Raw genomic sequence first — 21930 nt, 5'->3', positions numbered from 1 at the left:
CGCGGCATCCGGGCGCGCTTCCGGCGCGGGGGCGCGGAACGTTCCGCGCCCCCGCGCCGGATCTGCGCCCGTCAGGGCAGGGTTCGGTCCTGGGTGGTGCCGGGCCCCTCGCCGCCTGCCCGGCTCATGAGGCTCAGGGCCGGGATCAGCCGACGAAGGTGCGCGCGTTGCGGAACATCCGCATCCACGGCGAGACGTCCTCGACGCGGCCGCTCGTCCACGACAGCTGGGCGTTGCGCTGCACCCGCTCGGGATGCGGCATCATCGCGGTGAAGCGGCCGTCCGTCGTGGTCACCGCCGTGAGCCCGTCCGGGGATCCGTTGGGGTTGAACGGGTATGCCGTCGCGACGCCACCATCGTTGTTCACGAACCGAGCGACCCGCTGGACGGCTGCCGGGTCGCCACGGGTCGAGAAGTTCGCGAACCCCTCGCCGTGGGCCACGGCGATCGGGATGCGGGAGCCGGCCATGCCGGACGTGAACATCGAGGGCGAGTCGAGGACCTCGACGAGCGAGAGCCGGGCTTCGTACTGCTCGGACCGGTTGCGCGTGAACCGCGGCCAGGCCTGCGCCCCCGGGATGAGGTCTGCGAGCGCCGCGAACATCTGCGCGCCGTTGCAGATGCCCAGCCCAAAGGTGTCACCACGCTCGAAGAACGCCGCGAACTCCTCGGTGAGGCCCTCGTTGAAGAGCACCGAGCGCGCCCAGCCCTCACCGGCGCCCAACGTGTCGCCGTAGGAGAAGCCTCCGCACGCCACCAGCCCGACGACGTCGGACAGCGACGCTCGACCGGTCTGGAGGTCGGTCATGTGGACGTCGATCGTCTCGAAGCCGGCGCGGTGGAACGCATAAGCGGTCTCGATGTGTGAGTTGACGCCCTGCTCCCGCAGCACCGCGACCCGCGGCCGCACGCCGACATGGAGGTAGGGCGCAGCAACGTCGACGACCGGGTCGAACGACGTCGAGACGTGGAGACCGGGGTCATCGTCCGTCCCGAAGGAAGCGTGCTCCTCGTCGGCGCAGTCCGGGTTGTCCCGCAGCGACGCGATGCGCCACGAGACCTCGTCCCACGCCTGCGCCAGGTCACGCACCGCCTCGTCGAGCGGCACCTCGCCGTCCACGGACACGGTGACGCGGCGCTCGGACTGCGTGCCGCCCATGATCGACGAGAACTCGCCGACTCCAGCGTTGACGAGGACCTCGCGGACCTCGCTGACCGAGTCGGCGCGCACCCCGAGCACGGCGCCGAGCTCCTCGGTGAACAGAGCCTCGACCGAGTCCACCGCGATCTCGACCCCGAGTCCGCTGGCAAGGGCCATCTCGCACACGGTCGCCCACAGGCCGCCGTCGGAGCGGTCGTGATAGGCGGACAGGAGCCCACGAGAACGCAGCTCACGCACAGCATCGGCGAACGCCACCAGCCGCGCTGGGTCATCGAGATCGGGTGCCTCCCCGCCGAAGGCGCCCGACACCTGCGCGAGCATCGAGCCACCGAGACGGTTGGCGCCAGCCCCGAGGTCGACCAGCACGAGCGCCGAGTCGGGCTCGAGCTGCGGCGTGAGCGTCCCGCGCACGTCGGGCAGCGAGGCGAACGCCGACACGACGAGCGACACCGGTGACGTCACCTGGCGCGACTCGCCTGAAGCCACATCGGTCCACTTGGTCCGCATCGACATCGAGTCCTTGCCGACGGGCACCGAGATGCCCAGTGCCGGGCACAGCTCCATCGCAACCGCCGCAACGGTGTCGAAGAGGGCGGCGTCCTCACCGGTCTCGCCGGCAGCAGCCATCCAGTTGCACGACAGCTTGACCGCCGACAGGGCAGGCAGCGGCGCAGCCAACAGGTTGGTCAACGCCTCCCCGACCGCCATCCGACCGGACGCGGGAGCGTTGACCGCAGCGAGCGGCATACGCTCCCCCGACGCCATGGCCTCGCCCGCGAAGCCGACGTGGTCCGCCAGGGTGACCGCGACGTCGGCCACGGGCACCTGCCACGGCCCGACCATCTGGTCGCGGTGCGACAGGCCGCCGACGGTGCGGTCCGCGATGGTGATGAGGAAGCGCTTGCTCGCCACCGACGGGTGGCGAAGGACGGCGTATGCCGCCTCCCGCAGGTCGATGCCGTCCAGGTCGAGCGTGTCCCCGGTCCACGCCACCCGGGTCGCGTCGCGGGTCATGCGTGGCGGCTTGCCGAGGAGGACCTCCATGGGCATGTCGATCGGCACGTCGTCGTCGGAGTCGCCGGCCACCAACAGCTGCGCATCGTCGGCAGCGACCCCGATCACCGCCAACGGGCAACGCTCACGCGCCGCGAACGACTCGAGCAGCTCGAGCGACTCCGGCGCGATCGCCATGACGTAGCGCTCCTGGCTCTCGTTGACCCAGATCTCCTTCGGTGCGAGGCCGGACTCCTCGAGCTGGATCGCGGACAGGTCGAAGCGGGCACCGAGCCCGGCATCGTTGACGAGCTCGGGGAACGCGTTGGAGAGCCCGCCCGCTCCGACGTCGTGGATCGCGAGCACGGGGTTGTCGGCGCCGAGGGACCAGCAGTGGTTGATGACCTCCTGGGCGCGGCGCTCCATCTCGGGGTTGCCCCGTTGCACGGAGTCGAAGTCGAGGTCGGCGGCGTTGGTGCCCGACGCCATCGACGACGCCGCGCCCCCGCCCATGCCGATCCGCATGCCGGGGCCGCCGATCTGCACGAGCAGCGTCCCGGCGGGGAAGAGGACCTTCTCGGTCTGGTCAGCGCTGATCGAGCCGAGGCCACCGGCGCTCATGATCGGCTTGTGGTAGCCGCGACGCACCCCGTCGACGGTCTGCTCGTAGACGCGGAAGAACCCACCCAGCCCCGGACGCCCGAACTCGTTGTTGAACGCCGCGGCGCCGATCGGACCGTCGACCATGATCTCGAGCGGGGTCGCGATGTGCTCGGGTGAGCCGTAGACCTCGTGCTCCCACGGCTCGTTCGTGCCCGGGAGGTGCAGGTTCGAGACGACGAACCCGGTGAGCCCCGCCTTGGGCGCCGACCCGCGCCCGGTCGCGCCCTCGTCGCGGATCTCGCCGCCGGCGCCGGTCGCGGCACCGGGGAACGGCGAGATCGCCGTCGGGTGGTTGTGCGTCTCGACCTTCATGAGGACGTGGACGTCCTCCTCACGAGCGGCGTATGCCGACGGGCCGTCACCGCGCCCCGGCAGCCAGCGCTCGATCCGCCTGCCCTCCATGACGGAGGCGTTGTCCTTGTAGGCGACGATCGTGCCCGCGCCAGCGACGGCCTCGGTGTGGCGGATCATCCCGAAGAGACTCTTGACCTGCGGCTCGCCGTCGACGATGAAGTCGGCGTTGAAGATCTTGTGCCGACAGTGCTCCGAGTTGGCCTGGGCAAACATCATCAGCTCGACGTCGGTCGGGTTGCGCTGCAGTCCGGTGAACGCGGCCGCCAGATAGTCGATCTCGTCGTCGGACAACGCGAGCCCGTATGCCGTGTTCGCGGCTTCCAGCGCCTCTCGCCCGCCGCCGAGGACGTCGACGTGCTCCATCGGCTCGGCCCGGCGCTCGTCGAACAGGGCAGCGGCCGCCTCGCGCAGCGGCAGCGCGGTCTCGGTCATGCGGTCGTGGAGAACCGCCGCGACAGCACCCCAGGCCTCGGCATCGGACTGGCCGGAGAGGTCGACGCCCTCGACGACGAACTCGACGACCCGCTCGACCCGGCGCAGGTCGATGCCACAGTTGTGCGCGATGTCGGTGGCCTTGCTCGCCCAGGGGGAGATCGTGCCCAGCCGGGGGGCGACCACGACCAGGGTGGACGGGAGGTCGGAAGCCGGCCCGCCGGCATACGCATCGCCGTAGGTGAGGAGTCGCTCGACCGTCGCTCGTTGCTCGTCGTCCAGGGGCCGCTCACTCGCGACCCAGTGGATGAAGCGGGCGCTGACGCCGGTGATGGCGGGGTCGACCGCCCGCAGGCGCCCGAGCAGGGCGCGGGCCCGGAACGGCGAGAGCGCAGACCCACCATCGACAGTGGTCAGGGCAAGGTCGTGCGACGAAACCATCACGTGGGGGATCTCCAGGGTGGTGCGACTGGGCCAAGAGACAGGCTACTGGCCCGGCCGCACCCCCAGACGGTCGCGTCCGTGGAGCCGAGAGCCGTGGCAGCGCTCGGCGACAGGCGGCTGCTCAGTGCCCGGCGTTCCCCCGGCAGGCCTCTCCGGGGCTGGGGACTGCACCCTTGAGGCCGAGGCTGACGAAGAGACCGTAGTTCTGCGTGTAGTTGCGCTGCGAGGTGAGCGCGTCGTCGTCGAAGCCAGGGGGGTTGCCCTCCACGCTGTCCGGAACATCGCGACCCGAGTAGGAGCACTCGGACTTGCCGTTGACCCCGCCAGGGACCGACCCGCCCTTGCCGTTGTACTCCCCGGCGTGGGCCGCGGCGCCGCCGCCGAAGACGAGCCCGAAGGCGATGATGCAGGTGGACGCGATGCGTTTCATGGACTGTCTACTCTCCGTGTGGGGATGGCCAGAAGGCGCACCACGGGGGGCGGCACGCCAGCCGCTCGGGACGCTACTCCCGGCCGCGCACGGCAGACATGGTCCTTCCGAGCTGTCCTCAGCCACCCGGATGAGCCCGCCTCAGAAGGCCTGGCGAGTGAGGCGCTCGCGGGCCTCGACGTCCTTGGCGCGCGTCCGATCGGCGACGTGCGCCTCCAGCTCGGAGACGACGCCGTTCGATGCGCCCGAGACAGATCTGGGTGCTCAGGTGTCCGTGGCACCGACAGGGGGTGACGTGCTGAACCCGACCTTGCCGGTCGTCACTGTGTGACTCGCCTTGCGGGGGGTGGTGTCCACCTGGAGCTGGAAGACGTCCGGCCGGTTGTAGTGGCCCGTGGGGTCCATGAAGCGGCGGGCGGCCGCAACCGAGGCGAGGTCGAGCTCGGCGACGAGCGTGCCCTCCGCCTCGCGAAGCGGCCCCGCCAGCACGGCACCCGTCGGGGCGACGATGACGGTGTTGCCGGGCTCGATCCACGGCCCGTTCTGCTCGAGGTAGTCGGCGGGGACGAGCCGGTCGCGGTCGGGGAAGTCCGCCCGGATGTCGTCGAGATGAAGGACAGGGTTGACCCCGACGACGAACATCCGGTTCTCCCGCGCCAGATGCTGCATCGTCGCGACCCACCCATCGCCCTGGGCGAGAGTCGGTGCGAGCCACACGTCCACCCCTTGCGCATAGAGGTGGAACCGGGCCAGGGGCATGTAGTTCTCCCAGCAGATCAACCCACCGACCCGTGCCTGTGGGGTCTGCACCACGCGCAGCGTCGACCCGTCGCCCATGCCCCAGACGGTGCGTTCGGAGCCGGTCGGCACCAGCTTGCGGTGGCGGTCGACCAGCTCACCCTCGGGGGAGAAGTAGAGAACCGTGTTGTAGATCGTGGAGCCGGTCTCCTCCCGCTCCTGGACCCCCACGACCAACCACACCCCGTGCCTCTTGGCGATGGCGCCCAGCCGATCCGCTGCCGGGCTCGGGATGACCACGGCCTGGTCCGCGAGCATGGCGAACCACTCTGCGTCCCCGTCCCAGATCGGTCTCGTGTCGATCCAGATGGGCGTCCCGGGGACGAAGACTTCGGGGAAGACCACGAGCTGGGCGCCTTGCCGGACTGCATCAGCGGTCAGCTCGTCGACCCGCTCGATCGTCGCGTCGCGGTCCATCAGGACATAGGTCGCCTGCACGGCCGCGACTGTGAGTGTGCCCATGACGGCCTCCCTTCATGTGGAGAACAGCCTCCTCCGCCGGAGGGCACGCGTCTGCCGAACCGCAGTTGTCAGCGGGTGAACTCGGCACGCCACCGGGCGCTGCCGTCGGCGTCGCGATGCTCCTCGAGGGCGATCTCCCTCAGACCCCACCGCGCGAACGATGCGATCTCGTCCCGGGTGAGCGGCCACGGAGGGCCGGACCCGTCGTCGTCCGATGTGCGCACTGCCTGGATGGCGACCAAGGTGCCTCCCGGCGCGACGAGCTCGGACACTGCACTCACAGCCCGCTCTCGGAGGTCTCGCGGCAGCGCCTGCACGGTATAGGTCTCGACGACGAGGTCGAACGAGCTTCGCCACTCCTCCGGTAGCCCGAAGAGGTTCGCCACGCGGTAGTCGACAGTCGAGTCCGGGTTGCGGGAGCTCGCCGTGCGGATCGCAGTCGGCGACAGGTCGAAGGCCGTCGTCGTGAAGCCGAGGGTGGCGAGGTGCTCCGCGTCCGCACCGAGCCCGCAGCCCACGACGACCGCGCGGTGCCCTGTGCCGTCCAGGTCGGCGGCCCGAGTCCACTGCGCCAGCAGTGGCTGGGCCTGCGAGCGATCCCACGCCATCGTCACCTCGCCGGACTCGCCCGCGGCATAGAGCTGCTCGAACCACCCCGTCGGGTCGCCCCGTTCAATGCTCACGTTCGCCAGTCGGTCAGCCTCTTGCTGCCATCCCCGCGGCTGGGTGCTCATGCCTCGACGTTAGCGAGCACCCGCCCGTTTCAGAAGGTGTGGCCGGTGAGCCTTTCGTAGGCCTCGACGTACTTCGCGCGCGTCCGCTCGACCACCTCGGCGGGCAGCGCGGGAGGCGCCTCGCCGGACGACTTCGACCAGCCGCTCCCGGGCGACAGCAGCCACTCGCGCACGAACTCCTTGTCGAAGCTCGGCTGGGTGTGCCCGGGCTCCCACTGGTCGGCGGGCCAGAAGCGCGAGGAGTCCGGGGTGAGCACCTCGTCGGCCAGCACGAGCCGGCCCAGCTCGTCGACACCGAACTCGACCTTGGTGTCGGCGATGAGGATGCCGCGCTCGGCCGCGATCTCGTTGCCGCGCGCCAGGATCCGGGTGGTGAGGTCACGCAGCTCGGCCGCGCGAGCCACGCCGACCTCGGCCTCCACCGCCTCGAACGGCATCGGCTCGTCGTGCTGCCCCACCGGCGCCTTCGTGGAGGCGGTGAAGATGGGCACGTCGAACTTGTCGCCGTCCCGCAGCCCGGCCGGAAGCGCCAACCCGCTCACGGTGCCGTCGGCGACATACTCACGCAGCCCTCCACCGGTCAGGTAGGCACGGGCCACGCACTCCACCGGCACCATCTCGAGCCGCTGGACGAGGACCGCCCGCCCCGCCACCACGTCAGGCACCTCGACCGACACCACATGGTTGGGCACGATGTCAGCCAGCTGCTCGAACCACCACAGCGACAGCTGCGTCAGCACGGCGCCCTTGTCGGGGATCGGCGGGTCGAGGATGAAGTCGAACGCCGAGATCCGGTCCGAGGCCACGAGCAGCAGCTGGTCGTCGCGGCCCTCCGGCACGTAGAGGTCACGGACCTTGCCCGAGTACAGGTGCGTGAAGCCGGGGATCTCGAGCGGTGACTGCGTCGTGGGCGTCGTCATGCCGCAGATTCTGTCAGCCGCAGCGACGGACGAGTCACGCCCTGGCCGCAGTCGGCCAGCGCTGGGCGCCGGGTCCGTCGGCACCGCGCGCATCCTCGGGGTTGTAGATCGGGCACGACGTCATCGACAGGCAGCCGCACCCGATGCAACCGGTCAGCCCGTCGCGCACCTCGGTCAGGGCCTCGATCCGCTCGGTCAGCGCGTCGTGCCACACGGTCGAGAGCCGCGCCCAGTCGTGTTGGGTCGGCGGGCGGTCGGACGGCAGGGTCGCGAGCGCCTCACCGATCTCGGCGAGACTCAGTCCGAACCGTTGCCCTGCGCGGACGACGGCGATCCGGCGGAGGGTATGCCGTGGGTAGCGGCGGTGGTTGCCGGCGTTCCGCACGCTCTGGATGAGTCCGCGGTCCTCGTAGAAGCGGACCGTCGCCACCGAGACGCCGCTGCGTGCCGCGACCTCGCCGATGGCCAGCTCGTCGTTCTTGTCCACGGCTCCACCCTACGACTTGACCTCAAGCGCGCTTGAGATATGAGGATGCTCCGCATGACCTCGACGGCCGACGTGCCCACTACGCCGAACCTGGCCGACGACCCACCGGAGCGGCTCTTCAGCGCCAAGCACCTCCCGGTGGCGGTGGGCATCATCGCCCTCGTCACCCTCGGCGCCTTCGAGAACAGGGCGACGATCAGCATCATGCCGACGGCAGCCCGGGCGCTCGACGGGTTGGCCTGGTTCGGACCGGCCAACGCGGCGTCCATGGTGACGTTCATGGTGGCCGTCGTCGTCGCCGGGCGCTGGGTTGACCGGGTCGGGTCGCGCACCGTCCTCCTCGCCGGGCTCGCCACCTTCGCCGTCGCCCAGGTGGTCACGGCAAGCGCCCCGTCCATGGCGGTCTTCATCGCGGGCCGCGGGCTCTCCGGCGTCGCCGAGGGCCTCATCGACGTCTCCACCCTCGTCTTCGCCGCCCGCGCCCTGCCCGATCACCTCCGGGCCAAGGTGTTCGCGACCTTCGCCGCCGCGTGGATCCTCCCCAGCCTTCTCGGGCCGGGTGCTGCCGGCGCCGCCGAAGCCCTCGTCGGCTGGCGGCTCGTCTTCCTCCTGCCGAACGCCCTCCTCCTCCCGGCGCTGCTCCTGCTCCTCCCGGGGCTTCGCCGCGTCAGCGTCCGGCGCGATGAGGGGGCAGGCACCGAGGTCCCGGACGCAGGCCGGGAGAAGGCGCTGCTGCCCGCCCTCGGGCTCGCCACCGCCGTCGCCCTCCTCAGCGTCGGCGGACCCCTCGCCTTCGACGACGGCGACCACCGCCTCGCGGGGCTGGTGAGCCTCGTCGTCGGCGCAGCCGCGCTGGTCGCCACGATCCGGGCGGCACTGCCGGCCGGGACGCTGACCGCAGCACCCGGCATACCCTCCGTCATCGCCCTGCGCACACTGCTCGTCATCGCCTTCGGCGGCGTCGGCGGCTACCTGCCGCTCATGCTCGACGTCACGCACGACGTGGGCCCGGCCCTCGCGGGCATCAGCCTGAGCGTCACGGGGGTGTTCTGGGCGGCCGGCTCCGCGATCCACAGCCTCGATGCGGTGCAGCGCCGACTCGACGCCGCGGCCCGCGTCCGCCTCGGTCTCGCCCTCATCGCCCTCGGAGGCGTCGGCCCCGTGCTGCTCTCGCTCGAGCTGGTAGCCCTCGTCCCGGGCCTTGCCGGATGGGCGCTCGCCGCGACCGGGATGGGCCTGTCCTCGCCGAGCCTGGCCACGGAGATCTTCACGCTCGCTCCCGAGCACGAGCAGGGGCGGGCGACGGCCGCCTCCCAGATCGGCGCGAGCCTGGGGAGCGCCCTCACCACGGCCGGCGGCGGCGCCCTCATCGCAGCGCGTCACGCCACGCTGGACGGAGGCGTCTTCGCCGTACTCATGGGTATCTCCCTCGGGGCCGCCGTGGTCGGTCTCACCCTCACGCAGCGCATGCGTCCGTAGGAGACTTCCGCGCACGGACGGGGGTGCCGCAAACCGTTGGCGGACTGGCACACTCCGTCCCATGCTCAAGTCCCGCGACCTCGCGCTCATCGCCATCTTCGCCGGGGTGATCGCCGCCCTCGGCCTCATCCCGGCCGTGTCACCGTTCGGTGGCAGCGTGCCGATCACGGCGCAGTCGATGGGCATCATGCTCGCCGGGGCGATCCTCGGCGCGAAGCGCGGCGCGCTCTCGGTCCTGCTCCTCCTCGCGCTCGTCGCGATCGGCCTGCCCCTGCTCTCGGGTGGCCGTGGCGGGCTCGGCGTCTTCGCCGGGCCGAGCGTCGGCTACCTCATCGGCTTCCCGCTCGCGGCCTGGCTCATCGGCCGCCTCACGGAGTCCATCGGTCGCCCCTACCGCCTCACCCTCGGCGTCATGGCCAACATCCTCGGTGGCGTGATCGCCCTCAACGTCGTCGGCATCGTCGGCATGGCCATCGTCCTGGAGGTCTCTCTGGTCAAAGCGACGGCGCTCGCCGCGGTCTTCATGCCCGGTGACCTCGTGAAGGCGGTCGTCACCGCGTTCGTCGCGGCCGGCGTCCACGCGGCCTACCCCGGCCTCATCCCGGCGCGCGCCCCGCGGACCGCCCCGGCGGACCGCGTCTCCGTCTGACTCGCGACACCACCGTGCCGCACACCTCCTGATGCCCCGGATCCGCGTCGCCGACGTCAGCCACTCCTTCGGCGACGGGTCGGCTCGACGCCCGGTCCTGGTCGACCTCGACCTCACCCTCGCGGAGCCCCGCATCGGCGTCGTCGGGGCCAACGGGTCGGGCAAGTCGACCTTCGTCCGCCTCCTCAACGGTCTCGTCCACCCCGACGCCGGCACGGTGACCATCGATGGTCGCGACACCGTCCGCGACGGGCGCGAGGTCCGGCGCAGGGTCGGCTTCTGCTTCACCGACCCGGACGCCCAGATCGTCATGCCGACCGTCGCCGAGGACATCGCCTTCGGCCTGCGCCGCCGAGGCCTCTCCAAGGACGAGATGCGCGCACGCACGCAGGCCGCGCTCACGGCATACGGGCTCGATGGTCACGCGGACCATCCGGCACACCTGCTCTCCGGTGGGCAGAAGCAGCTCCTTGCGCTCGCCAGCGTCCTCGTCACCGAGCCCGACCTGCTCGTCCTCGACGAGCCCACGACGCTGCTCGACCTGCGCAACGCCGCGATGGTCCGACGGGTCGTCGACGGCCTGCCCCAGCAGGTCGTCCTCGTGACCCACCACCTCGACCTCCTCGACGGCTTCGACCGGGTGGTCGTCTTCGACGAGGGCCGGATCGTCCATGACGGAGCACCGGCGGAGGCCGTGGCCGCCTACCGAGCGCTCGCGACCCGCTGATGGCCGCGCAGGCCGTCCCGCTGTTCCACCCGGGCACGTCCGTCGTGCACCGTGTCGGCGCCGGGACCAAGCTCCTCGTGCTGTTGGCGACGGGCATCGCCCTGGCGATCTGGCGGTCACCGTGGCAGGTCGGTCTCGCCCTCGTGCTCGTCCTTGCCGGGTATGCCGTCGCGCGCCTCCCGCTCCGCACGCTCGTGCGCCAGGTGGTCCAGCTGGCCTGGGTCGCGGTGCCGCTGTTGCTGATCCAGTGGATCTTCGCCTCGTGGCAGACGGGCGTGGGTGTCGTCGGGTCCTTCGTCTCGCTCGTGCTGCTGGCCGGCCTCGTGACGCTCACGACCCGGACGACGGCGATGGTCGACGTCGTCGTCCGGATGAGTGGTTGGCTGCGCCGGTTCGGTGTCGACCCCGAGCGCGTCGGGCTCATGCTGGCGCTCGGCATCCGTTCGGTGCACGTCGTCATCGGGCTGGCCCAGGACGTGCGTGAGGCACAGCACGCGCGAGGGCTCCGGGCGAGCCCGCGCGCGTTCGCCGTGCCGCTCATCGTCCGGTCGCTGCGGCACGCCGACCGACTCGGTGAGGCCCTCACCGCTCGAGGCATCGACGACTGAGCTCGACATGGCGCGGCGGCGTGCTCTGTGCCGTCAGACGATGCAGAACTCGTTGCCCTCGGGGTCCTCCATGACGAGATGGTCCAGGTGGCCGTCCAGGTGGTCCTCGCGTTGCCGGCGCGCACCATGGGCGAGGAGGTCGGCCTCCTTGGCCAGAATCCGGGACAGGCGCAGCTCATGGTCGACGTGCCGGCCACCGCCGACCTTGACGTCCAGATGGACGCGGTTCTTCACCGTCTTGGACTCGGGGACCTTGAGGAAGCTGATCGTCGGCCCCGCCCCCGAGACGGGCGTGATCGCTGCACCATCACCCCACTCCTCCTCGGGGACCTCGTGGTCGCGCAGGAAGCTCGGCCAGTCACTCCACCCCTGCGGAGGCGGCGCCTCGACATAGCCCAGTGCCCGGCACCAGAACGCCGCCACCACCTGCGCGTCGTGGCAGTCGACAGTGATGCCCAGAACCGGGTTCTCGTCCATCTGCGCAACGTAGCGGCGAGGACCGACAGCCCTAGGCTGAGGACATGGACCTCCGGATCTTCACCGAGCCCCAGCAGGGCGCCACCTATGACGATCTGCTCGCCGTCGCCCGCGCCACCGAGGACGCCGGGTTCGACGCGTTCTTCCGGTCCGACCACTACCTCCACATGAGTGGCGACGGGTCACCCGGCCCCACCGACGCCTGGGTCACCCTCGCCGGCCTGGCCCGCGACACGACCCGGATCCGTCTCGGCACGCTCGTCACCGCCGCGACCTTCCGCCTCCCTGGTCCCCTGGCCGTCCAGGTCGCGAACGTCGCCCAGATGTCCGGCGGTCGGGTCGAGATGGGTCTCGGTGCGGGGTGGTTCGAGGCCGAGCACACGGCATATGGAATCCCCTTCCCCGACGTCCGGGAGCGCTTCGACCGTCTCGAGGAGCAGCTCGCCGTCATCACCGGGCTCTGGAGGACGCCGCGGGGCGAGACGTTCGACCACGACGGTTCGCACTACCCGATCGTCGACGCGCCGGGGCTCGGCACGTCCGGCGACGATGGCGGCATCCCGGTCATCATCGGCGGCGCGGGCAAGCGGCGCACACCTGAGCTCGCGGCCCGCTACGCCGACGAGTTCAACGCCGCCTTCCGTCCCGCAGCCGAGACCGGCGAGCTCTTTGCCCGGGTCCGGGCGGCCTGCGAGGACCGCCGCCGCGACCCGGTCGAGCTGACCCTCTCGAGCGCCAACGTCGTCTGCCTCGGCAACGACGACGCGACCCTGCGCCGCCGCGCCGCCGCGATCTCACGTGACGTGGACGAGCTGCGCGCCAACGGCTTTGCCGGCTCCAGCGACGAGATCGTCGACAAGCTCGGCGCCTTCGCCGAGGTGGGCACGACTCGCGTCTACCTGCAGGTCCTGGATCTCACCGACCTCGACCACCTCGACGACATCGCCGCGACGGTCCTCCCCCAGCTCAGCTGACGCTGATCTCGCCCCGTGCTGCCCTGAGGGCGATGTCACTGCGGTGGTGCGAGCCGTCCAGCCTGACGAGCTCCACGGCGGCGTAGGCACGTTCGCGGGCCTGCAGCAGGTCGGCACCGGTAGCAACGACGGACAGCACCCGGCCGCCCGCCGACACGAGTGCCCCGTCGGCATCGAGGGCCGTCCCGGCATGGAGCACGTATGCCGTCGGCACCTCCTCGATCTCGCCGAGCCCCGCGATGTGGTCACCTGTGCGCGGGGTGCCTGGGTAGTTGTGCGACGCCACCACCACGGTCACCGCGTGGGCGTCGTCCCAGCGCAGCCTCGGGTAGTCGTCGAGGTGTCCGGTCGCGGCGGCCTTGAGCAGCCCGCCGAGCGGCGTGAGGAGACGCGCGAGGACGACCTGGGTCTCGGGATCGCCGAACCGGGCGTTGAACTCGATGACGCGCGGGCCGCGGGTCGTCATCGCGAGACCGATGAAGAGCACCCCCACGAAGGGCGTCCCACGGCGGCGCATCTCGTCGACCGTGGGCTGCGCCACCCGGGCCACGAGGTCGGTGGTGAGCCCGTCAGGCGCCCACGACAGCGGGCTGTAGGCCCCCATGCCACCGGTGTTGGGCCCCTCGTCGCCGTCGGCGACCCGCTTGAAGTCCTGCGCGGGACTGAGCGGCAGGACCGTCACACCGTCACTGAGGACGAAGAGCGAGACCTCCGGCCCGTCCAGGAACTCCTCGACGACCACGCTGCCCCCCTCCTTGGCGAGGCAGGCCTGCGCATGGGCCAGCGCAGCGTCGCGGTCATCGGTCACGACGACGCCCTTGCCGGCCGCGAGACCATCCTCCTTGATGACGTGGGGGGCGCCGAGCGAGTCGATGGCGTCGGTCACCTGCTCGATCGTCGTGCACACGTGCGCCAGACCGGTCGGCACGTCGGCGGCAGACATGACCTCCTTGGCGAAGGCCTTGCTGCCCTCGAGCCGGGCCGCCTCCGCCGACGGTCCGAAGACGTCAAAACCGCTGTCCTGCAACAGGTCCGCGACGCCGGCCACGAGCGGGGCCTCGGGCCCGATGATGACGAGATCCACCCGGTGGCGCTCGGCGATCGCGAGGACGGCAGGGCCGTCCGTCACGTCGGCCAGCGGCTCGCACAGGGCCAGGGTGTCGATGCCCGGGTTCCCGGGGGCGGCGACGATTCCGTCGACCATCTGGTCCCTCGTCAGGCTGCGGACGATGGCGTGCTCGCGGGCACCGGAGCCGAGGACAAGAACCTTCATGGGCAGTCAGCCTAGGGGCGCGCACCGCGCGCCCGGACAACAGTCCGTGACACGGCATACCGGCGCGTTGTGGGCCAGCAGAAAGAGGTGTGGGCGCGACGCGCCCGGGGAGCAGGGGGGTACCCCCGGGTGCGCCGCGCCCGTTCACGCGGCACTCACGGTTGGGGGGAACCGGAGGCTCTACGCGAACGTCGACGAGGTCGACGTGACCCACCATGACACGTCGTTCACCCTTCATTCAAACCGAACGGCGGCGGATTCCTGACAATGTCGCTTTCCCGCCATAGGGTGAGCACGTGCCCGAGTCCGATCCCCGCCCCTTGGGCGACGAGCTGACCACTCGGCTGTACCTCCTGCTCCTTCGCCTGCCGTCCCCTCGCCGCACCGCACTCCTCCAGGAGGGCTTCACCGAGGACGAGGTCAGCACCTCGCTCGCCCGTCTCCACGAACGCGGACTGGTCGACGCCGCCCGTCGCGACGTCATCGAGGTCTTCCCTCCCGACACGACGCTCCCGGCCCACGCAGCCGACCTCGAGCGGCAGGCCCGCGCCACCCGCTCGGCGATCGAGGGCCTGTCACACCTGTTCTACGAGGCCAGGAGCGGGAAGGCCGGCATCCGCACGAGCCCGGAGGTCTCCCTGCTCGACACCGTCGAGGACATCGAGGCGGCGTTCCTGCGGGCCGCCGGCCGGGCGGAGAGCCGCATCGTGCGCCTCGTCGCCCGCAGCGAACGCATGGACAGGGTCCTCATCCGTCAGCCTGAGTCGATCATCGCGGCGCGCGCCCCCACCATGAGGCCCAGTCCCGAGCGGCTCGTCGTCTTCGAGCAGTCGATCCTGGAGGTCGACGGCGCCTTCAGCGCCCTCGAGACGATGCGCAGTGACGGCATCGAGGTGCGGCTCACTCCACACCTCGCCTTCTCCGTGCTCGCCGTCGACCGCAGCGCCGCCGTCCTGGACATCAGCCACCTCGAGCCCGGTGGAGGCGGGTCCCTCTATGTCCAGCAACGCCAGCTCGCCAGCGCGATCATGGACATGTGCATGGGCTTGTTCTCGCTCAGCACCCCGTTGCCACGCACGCCGCGCGGGCCGACGCTCAGCCGCCTGACCGACCGTGACGGCCAGGTCATCGCGCTCCTCGCTGCCGGCGCGAGCGACCTCACCATCGCCCGGCAGCTGAGCATCTCCCAACGCACGGTCGAACGTCGGGTCCGCGCGATCATGGAGGAGCTCGGGGCCACGACGAGGTTCCAGGCGGGCACCATCGCGGTTCGGCGCGGTTTCCTCTGATCAGGACGCTGCGGACCGGCGGTCACCCGTCACGAACCCGCCTGCCGCCGCGTAGACTCGATGCTTCCGTGCGCTCAGCGCACCGCATACACGCAGCTCTGCAGGGAGGGCCTCGATCGTGACGACCACGCGCCCCGGGGCCACCGACACCTCGGCCGATGTCGCCCGCGAGATCGAGTTCGAGCAGGCTCACGTCGACCGCGTCTATGCCGAGCTCGAGAAGGCGTCGCGGCGTGCCAACGACGTCGAGGCCGACGGCATGGCCCGTGGCCGGACGATGCGCACCGGCGACGTCCGCGACGAGGAGATGACCGGGCTCTTCGAACGTGATGCCCTGGTGTATGCCGCCGCGAAGCGCCGCGCCGCGATCGAGAAGCAGTACGAAGGCCTCGTCTTCGGGCGACTCGACCTGGGCGACCTGGAGACGCCGGCCGCGGACCGGCAGATCCGGCACATCGGCCGTCTCGGTGTCCGCGACGACGACTACGAGCCCCTCGTCATCGACTGGCGCGCACCCGCCGCCGCCGCCTTCTATCGCGCCACGCCGGTCGACCCCATGGGGGTGCTGCGCCGGCGTGTGCTCCGCTGCAGCGGGGCCACCGTCATCGGTGCCGAGGACGACCTCATGGTCCCCGAGGCGCCCGAGGGTCTCGTGGTGCTGGGCGACGGGGCCCTCATCGCCGCCCTCACCCGCAGCCGCGGGCGCCAGATGCGCGACATCGTCGCCACGATCCAGCGCCACCAGGACGAGGCGATCCGGGCGCCCTCGCGTGGCGTCACCGAGATCACCGGCGGACCCGGCACCGGCAAGACGGTCGTCGCCCTGCACCGTGCGGCATACCTGCTCTACTCGGAGCGTCGGCGCTTCGAGTCCGGCGGCATCCTCGTCGTCGGCCCCTCGTCCGCCTACACCGCCTACATCGAGCGGGTCCTGCCCTCTTTGGGTGAGGACAGCGTCTCGCTCCGTGCACTCGGGGACCTCGTCGACGGCGTGACCGCGACCCGGTTGGACCAGCCCGAGGTCGCGGCGGTCAAGGGCTCGCTGCGCATCCGCCGGCTGCTCTCCCGAGCCGCGTCCCGGCCCCCCGTCGGCGCACCGTCGCAGTTCCGGTCGTTCATCAACGGCCACGCCGTGCGGCTCGATGAGGCTGTGCTGCACCGCATTCGACGCCAGGTGCTTCGTTCCGCCCAGCACAACACCGCCACCAAGCAGGCGCGTGAGGACCTCGCGCAGGCCGCGTGGGCCTCGGTCCGCCAAGGTGAGCGCGACGAGTTCTTCGACGCGTTCGACTCCTCACGCGACGTCGACGAGTTCATGCTCGCGTGGTGGCGCCAGGTCGACCCGCGCGAGGTGCTGCTCACCTTCGCCGACACCGACCTGGTCTATGCGCTGGCCCGTGGCGTCCTCGACCAGGAGGAGTCCGCGGCACTGGCCCACTCGATGCGCGAGGCCCTCGCGCTCGGCTCGTGGTCGGTCTCCGACATCGCCCTCATCGACGACCTGTCGGCCAAGCTCGGCCAGGTCCAGGAGGCCGAGTCCGAGGAGCGCGGCTTCTATGACATCGAGGAGTTCGACGACCTCTCGTCCTATGGCGTCCTCGATGTCCGGGCGGGTGTCGACCGCCGGGTGAGCGACGAGTCGAAGCGCAGCGTCATCACCCCCACCGATGCCCGTGAGCGGCTGCTCCACGGGCGCATCGACCGTGCCTCGAGCAGCGCCCACGTCCTCGTCGACGAGGCGCAGGACCTCTCGCCCATGCAGTGGCGGATGCTGGCCCGGCGGGGGCGCAACGCCTCGTGGACCGTCGTCGGCGACGCCGCCCAGGCGTCCTGGGGCGACCTCGAGGAGGCGCGGGCTGCTCGGCTCGAGGCCTACGGGTCGAGCGAGCGGCGGGCGTTCCACATGGACACCAACTACCGCAACGCCCGCGAGATCTTCGACTACGCCCGCGACGTCATCCTGCCGCTGGTGCCCGACGCCGACATCCCGGCAGCAGTGCGCGAGACCGGGGTCGACCCGGTCGACCGCACCGTCGAGGCACCTCCGGTGGCCTCGGTCGAGGCAGCCGTCCAGGAGCTGCTCGGGGAGGTCGAGGGGTCGATCGCGGTCATCACCCCCCGACGGTGGGCCGATCGCCTGTCCCACCTCGAGGGTGTCGGCGAGGGCCGGGTCCAGGTCATCGACCCGCTGTCGAGCAAGGGCCTCGAGTGGGACGCGACCGTCGTCGTCGACCCCGACGCGATCATCGACGAGTCACCGGGTGGGGTGCGCGTGCTCTATGTCGTGCTCACCCGCGCAGCGCACCGCATGACCGTCCTCCGCCCCAGCTGAGGAACGCACACCACACGCGCGGTCGACAGTTCACCGGTCCCTGGCGCAGGACGGCCTTCACGCTCACACTGAAGTCATGGACCTCAAGCGCCTGACGTGCCGTCTTGCGGGCCACCGCTGGAACCATCACCGGATGCCGGATCACACGGTCAAGTCGACGTGCAGGAGGTGTGGCCTCGTCGAGTTCGGCCGCGGCGAGCCCGACTGGCGGGCCAACCACATCGTCGGAGGCGGGGGCCCGTCCGGGCCGGGTTGACGTCACATCAGTCGAGGAGGGGGTGGCGCTCGATGATCTCGTGGCGGCCGGGGCCGACGCCGATGGCCGAGACGCGGGCACCGATGAGCTCCTCGACGCGCAGCACGTAGGCCTGCGCGTTCGCGGGCAGTGACTCGAAGGTGCGGCACTCGGAGATGTCCTCCCACCAGCCGGGCAGCTCCTCATAGATCGGCTTCGCGTGGTGGAAGTCGCTCTGGCCCACCGGCATCTCGTCGTGACGCACCCCGTCGACGTCGTAGGCGACGCAGATCGGGACGGTGTCCAGACCGGTCAGCACGTCGAGCTTGGTGATGACGAAGTCCGTGACCCCGTTGATGCGGGTGGCGTAGCGGCCGATGACGACGTCGAGCCAGCCGCAGCGACGCGGGCGACCCGTCGTCGTGCCGTACTCGGCGCCGGTCTTGCGCAGGAACTCGCCGTTGTCGTCGTCGAGCTCGGTCGGGAACGGACCCTCGCCGACTCGCGTCGTGTAGGCCTTGAGGATCGCGATGACCCGCGAGACGCGCGTCGGCGGGATGCCGGACCCGGTGCACGCACCACCGGCCGTGGCCGACGACGACGTCACGAACGGGTAGGTGCCGTGGTCGACGTCCAGCAACGTCGCCTGCCCGGCCTCGAGGAGCACGTTCTTGTCGTCGTTGAGCGCCTGCTCGAGCACGAGGGCGGTGTCGGCGACCATGGGACGCAACCGGTCGGCATACGAGAGGAGCTCCTCGACCACCCGGTCGGCCTCGACGGAACGCGTGTTGTAGATCTTGACGAGGATCTGGTTCTTGAACGCGAGCGCCGCCTCGACCTTCTGGCGCAGGATGCCTTCGTCGAAGATGTCCTGGATGCGGATGCCGACGCGGTTCATCTTGTCGGCGTAGGTCGGCCCGATGCCGCGACCGGTCGTGCCGATCTTGCGGGCGCCGAGGAAGCGCTCGGTGACCTTGTCGAGGGTGCGGTTGTAAGGGGCGATGACGTGGGCGTTGGCGCTGACGAGCAGCTTGCTCGTGTCGACGCCGCGCGCGTTGAGCCCGTCGAGCTCCTCGAAGAGCACCTCGAGGTCGACGACGACGCCGTTGCCGATGATCGGCGTGACGCTCGGCGTGAGGATGCCGGAGGGCAGCAGGTGGAGGGCGTACTTCTCGCGCTGGCCGTCCTCGCCCTCGATGACGACGGTGTGGCCCGCGTTGTTGCCCCCGTTGAACTTGACGACGTAGTCGACGTCCTCGCCCATGAGGTCGGTGGCCTTGCCCTTGCCTTCGTCGCCCCACTGGGCTCCGACGAGCACGATTGCCGGCATCTTGTTGTGTCCTTCCCTGCGCAGGAGGGCCTGCGCGCGCGTGACATGCGAAGGACCCGGCGCGTGGCTCACGCGGCAGGCCTCGATGGCAGCAGCCTAACGGGTGTGCCGCACGCGGTCCGTCGCCGTCTGGCCTCGTGAGGCGGCGAGCGCGGCACCCAGCTGGAAGCGGGTGTCGACACCGTGGACCGACATCAGGGCTGCGATACGACGCCGGACCGTGCGCAGCCCGATACCGAGGAAACGGGCGATCGCCTCGTCCTTGAGCCCCATGCCGAGCAGCTCGAGGAGTCGCTCGTCTCCGGGCAGGCTCGCAGCGAAGGGCACGGCGTGCGCGTGCTCCCAGGCGAGGTCGAAGTAGGCCGTGAGGGTCGAGATGAGCAACGGGTCCCGGACGAGCACGTAGCCGGAGCCGAGATCGCCCCAGCGCGCCAGCCCGACAGCCCCGGCCTCGCCGAAGACCGCGAACTCGGAGCCGACCTGGGGCAGCAGTCGCTGCTCCTCACCCACCCCGGCCCAGGACCGCATCCACTGCAGGCCCTGCGGGGTGTCGAGCGCGGCGGCCGGATAGATCGTGCGCTGGAGGTTGCCATCGCTGATCCACTGCTGGTTGTCGCGCATGGTGACGTCGTCGAGGGCCGGCCCTGAGTCGACGACCATGACGACGTTGCGCAGGATCCCGCTGCCCTCGTGCAGGAGTCGTTGGACCACCGTGGGAGCGATGTCGTCGCTGATCGGCTCGACACCCGGTGTGGGATGCGTAGGACCGGACTCGCGCAGCCGTTCGAGCAGACCCCGCACCTGGCCGAGGTCACGGAAGCGCTCCTCGATCCGCACGTCCTCGCGGTCGAAGTACTCCTCGAGGAGTCGGCCCGGCGACGTGACGTCCGGGCGCGTTCGAGCCATGGGTCGCTCCTGTGTGCTGGTCCGTGTGGGAGGGACGGCAGGTTGCTGCCATTGGCATCTAAGTGTCGCAGAAATGTCTGTGCAGAGTGCATGATGGGCGCACGTTCGTCCCGAGGTGGCAGGGGACACTCACGGACGAGCGAGCGCCTCGGCGCGGCGTCCCTGGCAGGGGACAGAGGGGCTCGGACCTGGTGGTCCGAGCCCCTCTTTGCCGTGCCGTGAGCTAGTGCGGCAGACCGGGGGTATGCCGCCCGGCCGGCTGTGTCGTGCTGCCTACAGTCCCAGCTCGCGCGCGCCGGCGGCCGAGGAGTCACGCAGGAAGTCCGCGCAGCGGCGCTGCTCGTCGGTCTCGCCGATGAGTCCCGCCGCCCTGGACAGCGCGGCCAGTGCTCGCAGGAAGCCGCGGTTGGGCTCGTGCTCCCACGGGACGGGGCCCTGGCCACGCCAGCCGTTCTTGCGCAGGGAGTCCAGCGCGCGGTGGTAGCCGGTGCGCGCATAGGCGTAGCCCTCGACGGTCCGGCCGTCGGCCAGGGCGTCCTCGGCGAGGGTGGCCCAGGCCAGTGACGAGGTCGGGTTCGCGGCAGCGACCTGGTCCGCAGCCACGCCCTCGTCGAGCAGGCGCGCTGCCGGGTCCTCGGGGAGGCGGGTCTCGGGGATGCCGAGGAGGTTCTCCGTCATCGTCGGCCTCAGGCCTGGTGGGTGCCGGCGGAGCGGAGGTGCTCGCAGGCCTCGCGGACGCGGGCAGCCATGCCGGCCTCGGCCTCCTTGCCCCACGCGCGGGGGTCGTACTGCTTCTTGTTGCCGACCTCACCGTCGATCTTGAGGACACCGTCGTAGTTGCGGAACATCCACTCGACGACCGGGCGCGTGAACGAGTACTGGGTGTCGGTGTCGATGTTCATCTTGACCACGCCGTAGTCGACAGCAGCCGCGATCTCCTCCGCCGTGGAGCCGGAGCCGCCGTGGAAGACGAGGTGGAACGGCTTGTCGTTCGCGGTGTTGAACTCCTTGCGCACCGCGTCCTGCGCTGCCTTGAGCACCTCGGGCTTGAGCTTGACGTTGCCCGGCTTGTAGACGCCGTGCACGTTTCCGAAGGTGAGGGCGGTCATGTAGTAGCCCTCCTCACCGGTGCCGAGCGCCCGCGCGGTGGCGATGGCGTCCTCGGGCGTGGAGTAGAGCTGGTCGTTGATCTCGTTGTCGACGCCGTCCTCCTCGCCACCGACGACACCCACCTCGATCTCGAGGATGATCCTGGCCGCCTTGCAGAGCGCGAGCAGCTCGTCGGCGATGACGAGGTTCTCCTCGAGCGGCACCGCCGAGCCGTCCCACATGTGGGACTGGAAGATCGGCAGACCGCCGGCCTTGACCCGCTCGGTGCTGGCTGCGATGAGCGGACGCACGAAGCCGTCGAGCTTGTCCTTGGGGCAGTGGTCGGTGTGGAGCGCGATGTTGACGGGGTAGTTCTTCGCGACCTGCTCGGCGTAGGCCGCGAGTGCGAGCGACCCCGTCACCATGTCCTTGATCGTCGAGCCGGAGGCATACTCGCCGCCACCGGTGGACACCTGGATGATGCCGTCACTGCCCGCCTCGGCGAAGCCACGGATCGCCGCGGTGATCGTCTGGCTCGACGTGATGTTGATGGCCGGGTAGGCGAACGAGCCGTTCTTGGCCCGGTCGAGCATGTCGGCATAGATCTCGGGTGTGGCGATGGGCATGGGTTCTCCTTGGAAGCGGCGAGCAGGATCTTCAGTCGATCCTTCCACGAGGGGTGC

20 protein-coding genes are annotated in these 21930 nt (G+C 70.7%); 8 read left to right on the top strand and 12 right to left on the bottom strand.

Annotated elements, in window-relative coordinates:
• Positions 1-145: 145 nt before the first annotated feature.
• The 6 genes from purL to soxR form a co-directional block, all read right to left on the bottom strand.
• The gene (gene purL / locus ACFQW8_RS10100) at positions 146-4045 is read right to left on the bottom strand and encodes a phosphoribosylformylglycinamidine synthase (protein ID WP_380088646.1); all 3900 of its coding nucleotides are present in this window, start codon (positions 4043-4045) and stop codon (positions 146-148) included.
• Positions 4046-4169: 124 nt separating this feature from the next.
• A complete protein-coding gene (locus tag ACFQW8_RS10095; protein ID WP_380087024.1) occupies positions 4170-4478 on the bottom strand; it encodes a hypothetical protein in 309 nt (102 codons plus the stop codon).
• A 264-nt stretch (positions 4479-4742) separates the two neighbouring features.
• Positions 4743-5738, bottom strand: a complete 996-nt coding sequence (locus tag ACFQW8_RS10090) for a carbon-nitrogen hydrolase family protein (RefSeq protein ID WP_380087023.1) — start codon at positions 5736-5738, stop codon at positions 4743-4745.
• A 68-nt stretch (positions 5739-5806) separates the two neighbouring features.
• Positions 5807-6472 carry a class I SAM-dependent methyltransferase gene (locus tag ACFQW8_RS10085; RefSeq protein ID WP_380087021.1) on the bottom strand — a complete coding sequence of 222 codons (666 nt, stop codon included), beginning with the start codon at positions 6470-6472 and terminating at the stop codon, positions 5807-5809.
• 29 nt (positions 6473-6501) lie between these two features.
• Positions 6502-7392 carry a phosphoribosylaminoimidazolesuccinocarboxamide synthase gene (locus tag ACFQW8_RS10080; RefSeq protein ID WP_380087020.1) on the bottom strand — a complete coding sequence of 297 codons (891 nt, stop codon included), beginning with the start codon at positions 7390-7392 and terminating at the stop codon, positions 6502-6504.
• A 34-nt stretch (positions 7393-7426) separates the two neighbouring features.
• Positions 7427-7879 (bottom strand): redox-sensitive transcriptional activator SoxR, encoded by a 453-nt coding sequence (gene soxR / locus ACFQW8_RS10075; protein WP_380087019.1) that lies wholly within the window; start codon positions 7877-7879, stop codon positions 7427-7429.
• A gap of 54 nt (positions 7880-7933) precedes the next feature.
• Between soxR and ACFQW8_RS10070 the strand changes: the two genes are divergently transcribed.
• From ACFQW8_RS10070 to ACFQW8_RS10055, 4 genes are all read left to right on the top strand, one after another.
• Positions 7934-9358, top strand: a complete 1425-nt coding sequence (locus ACFQW8_RS10070; protein ID WP_380087018.1) for an MFS transporter — start codon at positions 7934-7936, stop codon at positions 9356-9358.
• A gap of 61 nt (positions 9359-9419) precedes the next feature.
• Positions 9420-10007, top strand: coding sequence for a biotin transporter BioY (locus ACFQW8_RS10065; protein WP_380087017.1), 588 nt, complete (start codon positions 9420-9422; stop codon positions 10005-10007).
• A 31-nt stretch (positions 10008-10038) separates the two neighbouring features.
• Positions 10039-10734: an energy-coupling factor ABC transporter ATP-binding protein gene (locus ACFQW8_RS10060; protein ID WP_380087016.1), complete on the top strand. Its 696-nt coding sequence runs from the start codon at positions 10039-10041 to the stop codon at positions 10732-10734.
• Entirely contained in the window at positions 10734-11342 is a 609-nt protein-coding gene (locus tag ACFQW8_RS10055) for an energy-coupling factor transporter transmembrane component T family protein (RefSeq protein ID WP_380087014.1), read from the top strand. Before ACFQW8_RS10060 ends, ACFQW8_RS10055 begins: the two co-directional genes overlap by 1 nt.
• Positions 11343-11375: 33 nt before the next feature.
• On the opposite strand, the gene ACFQW8_RS10050 is transcribed toward ACFQW8_RS10055, so the two are convergent.
• A complete protein-coding gene (locus ACFQW8_RS10050) occupies positions 11376-11819 on the bottom strand; it encodes a VOC family protein (RefSeq protein ID WP_380087012.1) in 444 nt (147 codons plus the stop codon).
• Positions 11820-11863: 44 nt separating this feature from the next.
• On the opposite strand from ACFQW8_RS10050, the gene ACFQW8_RS10045 reads away from it, so the two are divergent.
• A complete protein-coding gene (locus ACFQW8_RS10045; protein ID WP_380087010.1) occupies positions 11864-12793 on the top strand; it encodes an LLM class F420-dependent oxidoreductase in 930 nt (309 codons plus the stop codon).
• Here ACFQW8_RS10045 and purD read toward each other — a convergent pair.
• A complete protein-coding gene (gene purD / locus ACFQW8_RS10040) occupies positions 12786-14066 on the bottom strand; it encodes a phosphoribosylamine--glycine ligase (protein ID WP_380087008.1) in 1281 nt (426 codons plus the stop codon). The two genes, ACFQW8_RS10045 and purD, sit on opposite strands and share 8 nt — an antisense overlap.
• Positions 14067-14362: 296 nt before the next feature.
• Here purD and ACFQW8_RS10035 point away from each other — a divergent pair, with 296 nt between their 5' ends.
• From ACFQW8_RS10035 to ACFQW8_RS10025, 3 genes are all read left to right on the top strand, one after another.
• On the top strand, positions 14363-15355 hold the full coding sequence (locus ACFQW8_RS10035) for a helix-turn-helix transcriptional regulator (protein WP_380087007.1): 993 nt from the start codon (positions 14363-14365) through the stop codon (positions 15353-15355).
• 118 nt (positions 15356-15473) lie between these two features.
• On the top strand, positions 15474-17687 hold the full coding sequence (locus ACFQW8_RS10030) for a HelD family protein (RefSeq protein WP_380087004.1): 2214 nt from the start codon (positions 15474-15476) through the stop codon (positions 17685-17687).
• Positions 17688-17763: 76 nt separating this feature from the next.
• A complete protein-coding gene (locus ACFQW8_RS10025; RefSeq protein WP_380087002.1) occupies positions 17764-17943 on the top strand; it encodes a DUF1660 family phage protein in 180 nt (59 codons plus the stop codon).
• A gap of 7 nt (positions 17944-17950) precedes the next feature.
• Here the strand turns inward: ACFQW8_RS10025 and ACFQW8_RS10020 are convergent, their stop codons facing one another.
• The 4 genes from ACFQW8_RS10020 to fbaA form a co-directional block, all read right to left on the bottom strand.
• On the bottom strand, positions 17951-19252 hold the full coding sequence (locus tag ACFQW8_RS10020) for an adenylosuccinate synthase (RefSeq protein WP_380086999.1): 1302 nt from the start codon (positions 19250-19252) through the stop codon (positions 17951-17953).
• Between the two features lie 96 nt (positions 19253-19348).
• Entirely contained in the window at positions 19349-20158 is an 810-nt protein-coding gene (locus ACFQW8_RS10015) for a helix-turn-helix transcriptional regulator (protein WP_380086998.1), read from the bottom strand.
• Between the two features lie 273 nt (positions 20159-20431).
• Positions 20432-20836: a DUF3151 domain-containing protein gene (locus ACFQW8_RS10010; RefSeq protein WP_380086997.1), complete on the bottom strand. Its 405-nt coding sequence runs from the start codon at positions 20834-20836 to the stop codon at positions 20432-20434.
• Between the two features lie 8 nt (positions 20837-20844).
• Positions 20845-21873 carry a class II fructose-bisphosphate aldolase gene (gene fbaA / locus ACFQW8_RS10005; protein ID WP_380086994.1) on the bottom strand — a complete coding sequence of 343 codons (1029 nt, stop codon included), beginning with the start codon at positions 21871-21873 and terminating at the stop codon, positions 20845-20847.
• Positions 21874-21930 lie beyond the last annotated feature (57 nt).

Source organism: Knoellia altitudinis (genome assembly GCF_042666355.1).
Classification (GTDB): domain Bacteria; phylum Actinomycetota; class Actinomycetes; order Actinomycetales; family Dermatophilaceae; genus Knoellia; species Knoellia altitudinis.
The sequence above is the reverse complement of the archived record's forward strand: the minus strand, read 5'-3'. Positions and strand labels throughout refer to the sequence as shown.

Excerpts from the sequence above, each read along its gene's own strand:
- purL (WP_380088646.1), bottom strand. The coding sequence starts at position 4,045 with ATGGTTTCGTCGCACGACCTTGCCCTGACCACTGTCGATGGTGGGTCT.
- ACFQW8_RS10095 (WP_380087024.1), bottom strand. The coding sequence starts at position 4,478 with ATGAAACGCATCGCGTCCACCTGCATCATCGCCTTCGGGCTCGTCTTC.
- ACFQW8_RS10090 (WP_380087023.1), bottom strand. The coding sequence starts at position 5,738 with ATGGGCACACTCACAGTCGCGGCCGTGCAGGCGACCTATGTCCTGATG.
- ACFQW8_RS10085 (WP_380087021.1), bottom strand. The coding sequence starts at position 6,472 with ATGAGCACCCAGCCGCGGGGATGGCAGCAAGAGGCTGACCGACTGGCG.
- ACFQW8_RS10080 (WP_380087020.1), bottom strand. The coding sequence starts at position 7,392 with ATGACGACGCCCACGACGCAGTCACCGCTCGAGATCCCCGGCTTCACG.
- ACFQW8_RS10070 (WP_380087018.1), top strand. The coding sequence starts at position 7,934 with ATGACCTCGACGGCCGACGTGCCCACTACGCCGAACCTGGCCGACGAC.
- ACFQW8_RS10065 (WP_380087017.1), top strand. The coding sequence starts at position 9,420 with ATGCTCAAGTCCCGCGACCTCGCGCTCATCGCCATCTTCGCCGGGGTG.
- ACFQW8_RS10060 (WP_380087016.1), top strand. The coding sequence starts at position 10,039 with ATGCCCCGGATCCGCGTCGCCGACGTCAGCCACTCCTTCGGCGACGGG.
- ACFQW8_RS10055 (WP_380087014.1), top strand. The coding sequence starts at position 10,734 with ATGGCCGCGCAGGCCGTCCCGCTGTTCCACCCGGGCACGTCCGTCGTG.
- ACFQW8_RS10050 (WP_380087012.1), bottom strand. The coding sequence starts at position 11,819 with ATGGACGAGAACCCGGTTCTGGGCATCACTGTCGACTGCCACGACGCG.
- ACFQW8_RS10045 (WP_380087010.1), top strand. The coding sequence starts at position 11,864 with ATGGACCTCCGGATCTTCACCGAGCCCCAGCAGGGCGCCACCTATGAC.
- purD (WP_380087008.1), bottom strand. The coding sequence starts at position 14,066 with ATGAAGGTTCTTGTCCTCGGCTCCGGTGCCCGCGAGCACGCCATCGTC.
- ACFQW8_RS10025 (WP_380087002.1), top strand. The coding sequence starts at position 17,764 with ATGGACCTCAAGCGCCTGACGTGCCGTCTTGCGGGCCACCGCTGGAAC.
- ACFQW8_RS10020 (WP_380086999.1), bottom strand. The coding sequence starts at position 19,252 with ATGCCGGCAATCGTGCTCGTCGGAGCCCAGTGGGGCGACGAAGGCAAG.
- ACFQW8_RS10015 (WP_380086998.1), bottom strand. The coding sequence starts at position 20,158 with ATGGCTCGAACGCGCCCGGACGTCACGTCGCCGGGCCGACTCCTCGAG.
- ACFQW8_RS10010 (WP_380086997.1), bottom strand. The coding sequence starts at position 20,836 with ATGACGGAGAACCTCCTCGGCATCCCCGAGACCCGCCTCCCCGAGGAC.
- fbaA (WP_380086994.1), bottom strand. The coding sequence starts at position 21,873 with ATGCCCATCGCCACACCCGAGATCTATGCCGACATGCTCGACCGGGCC.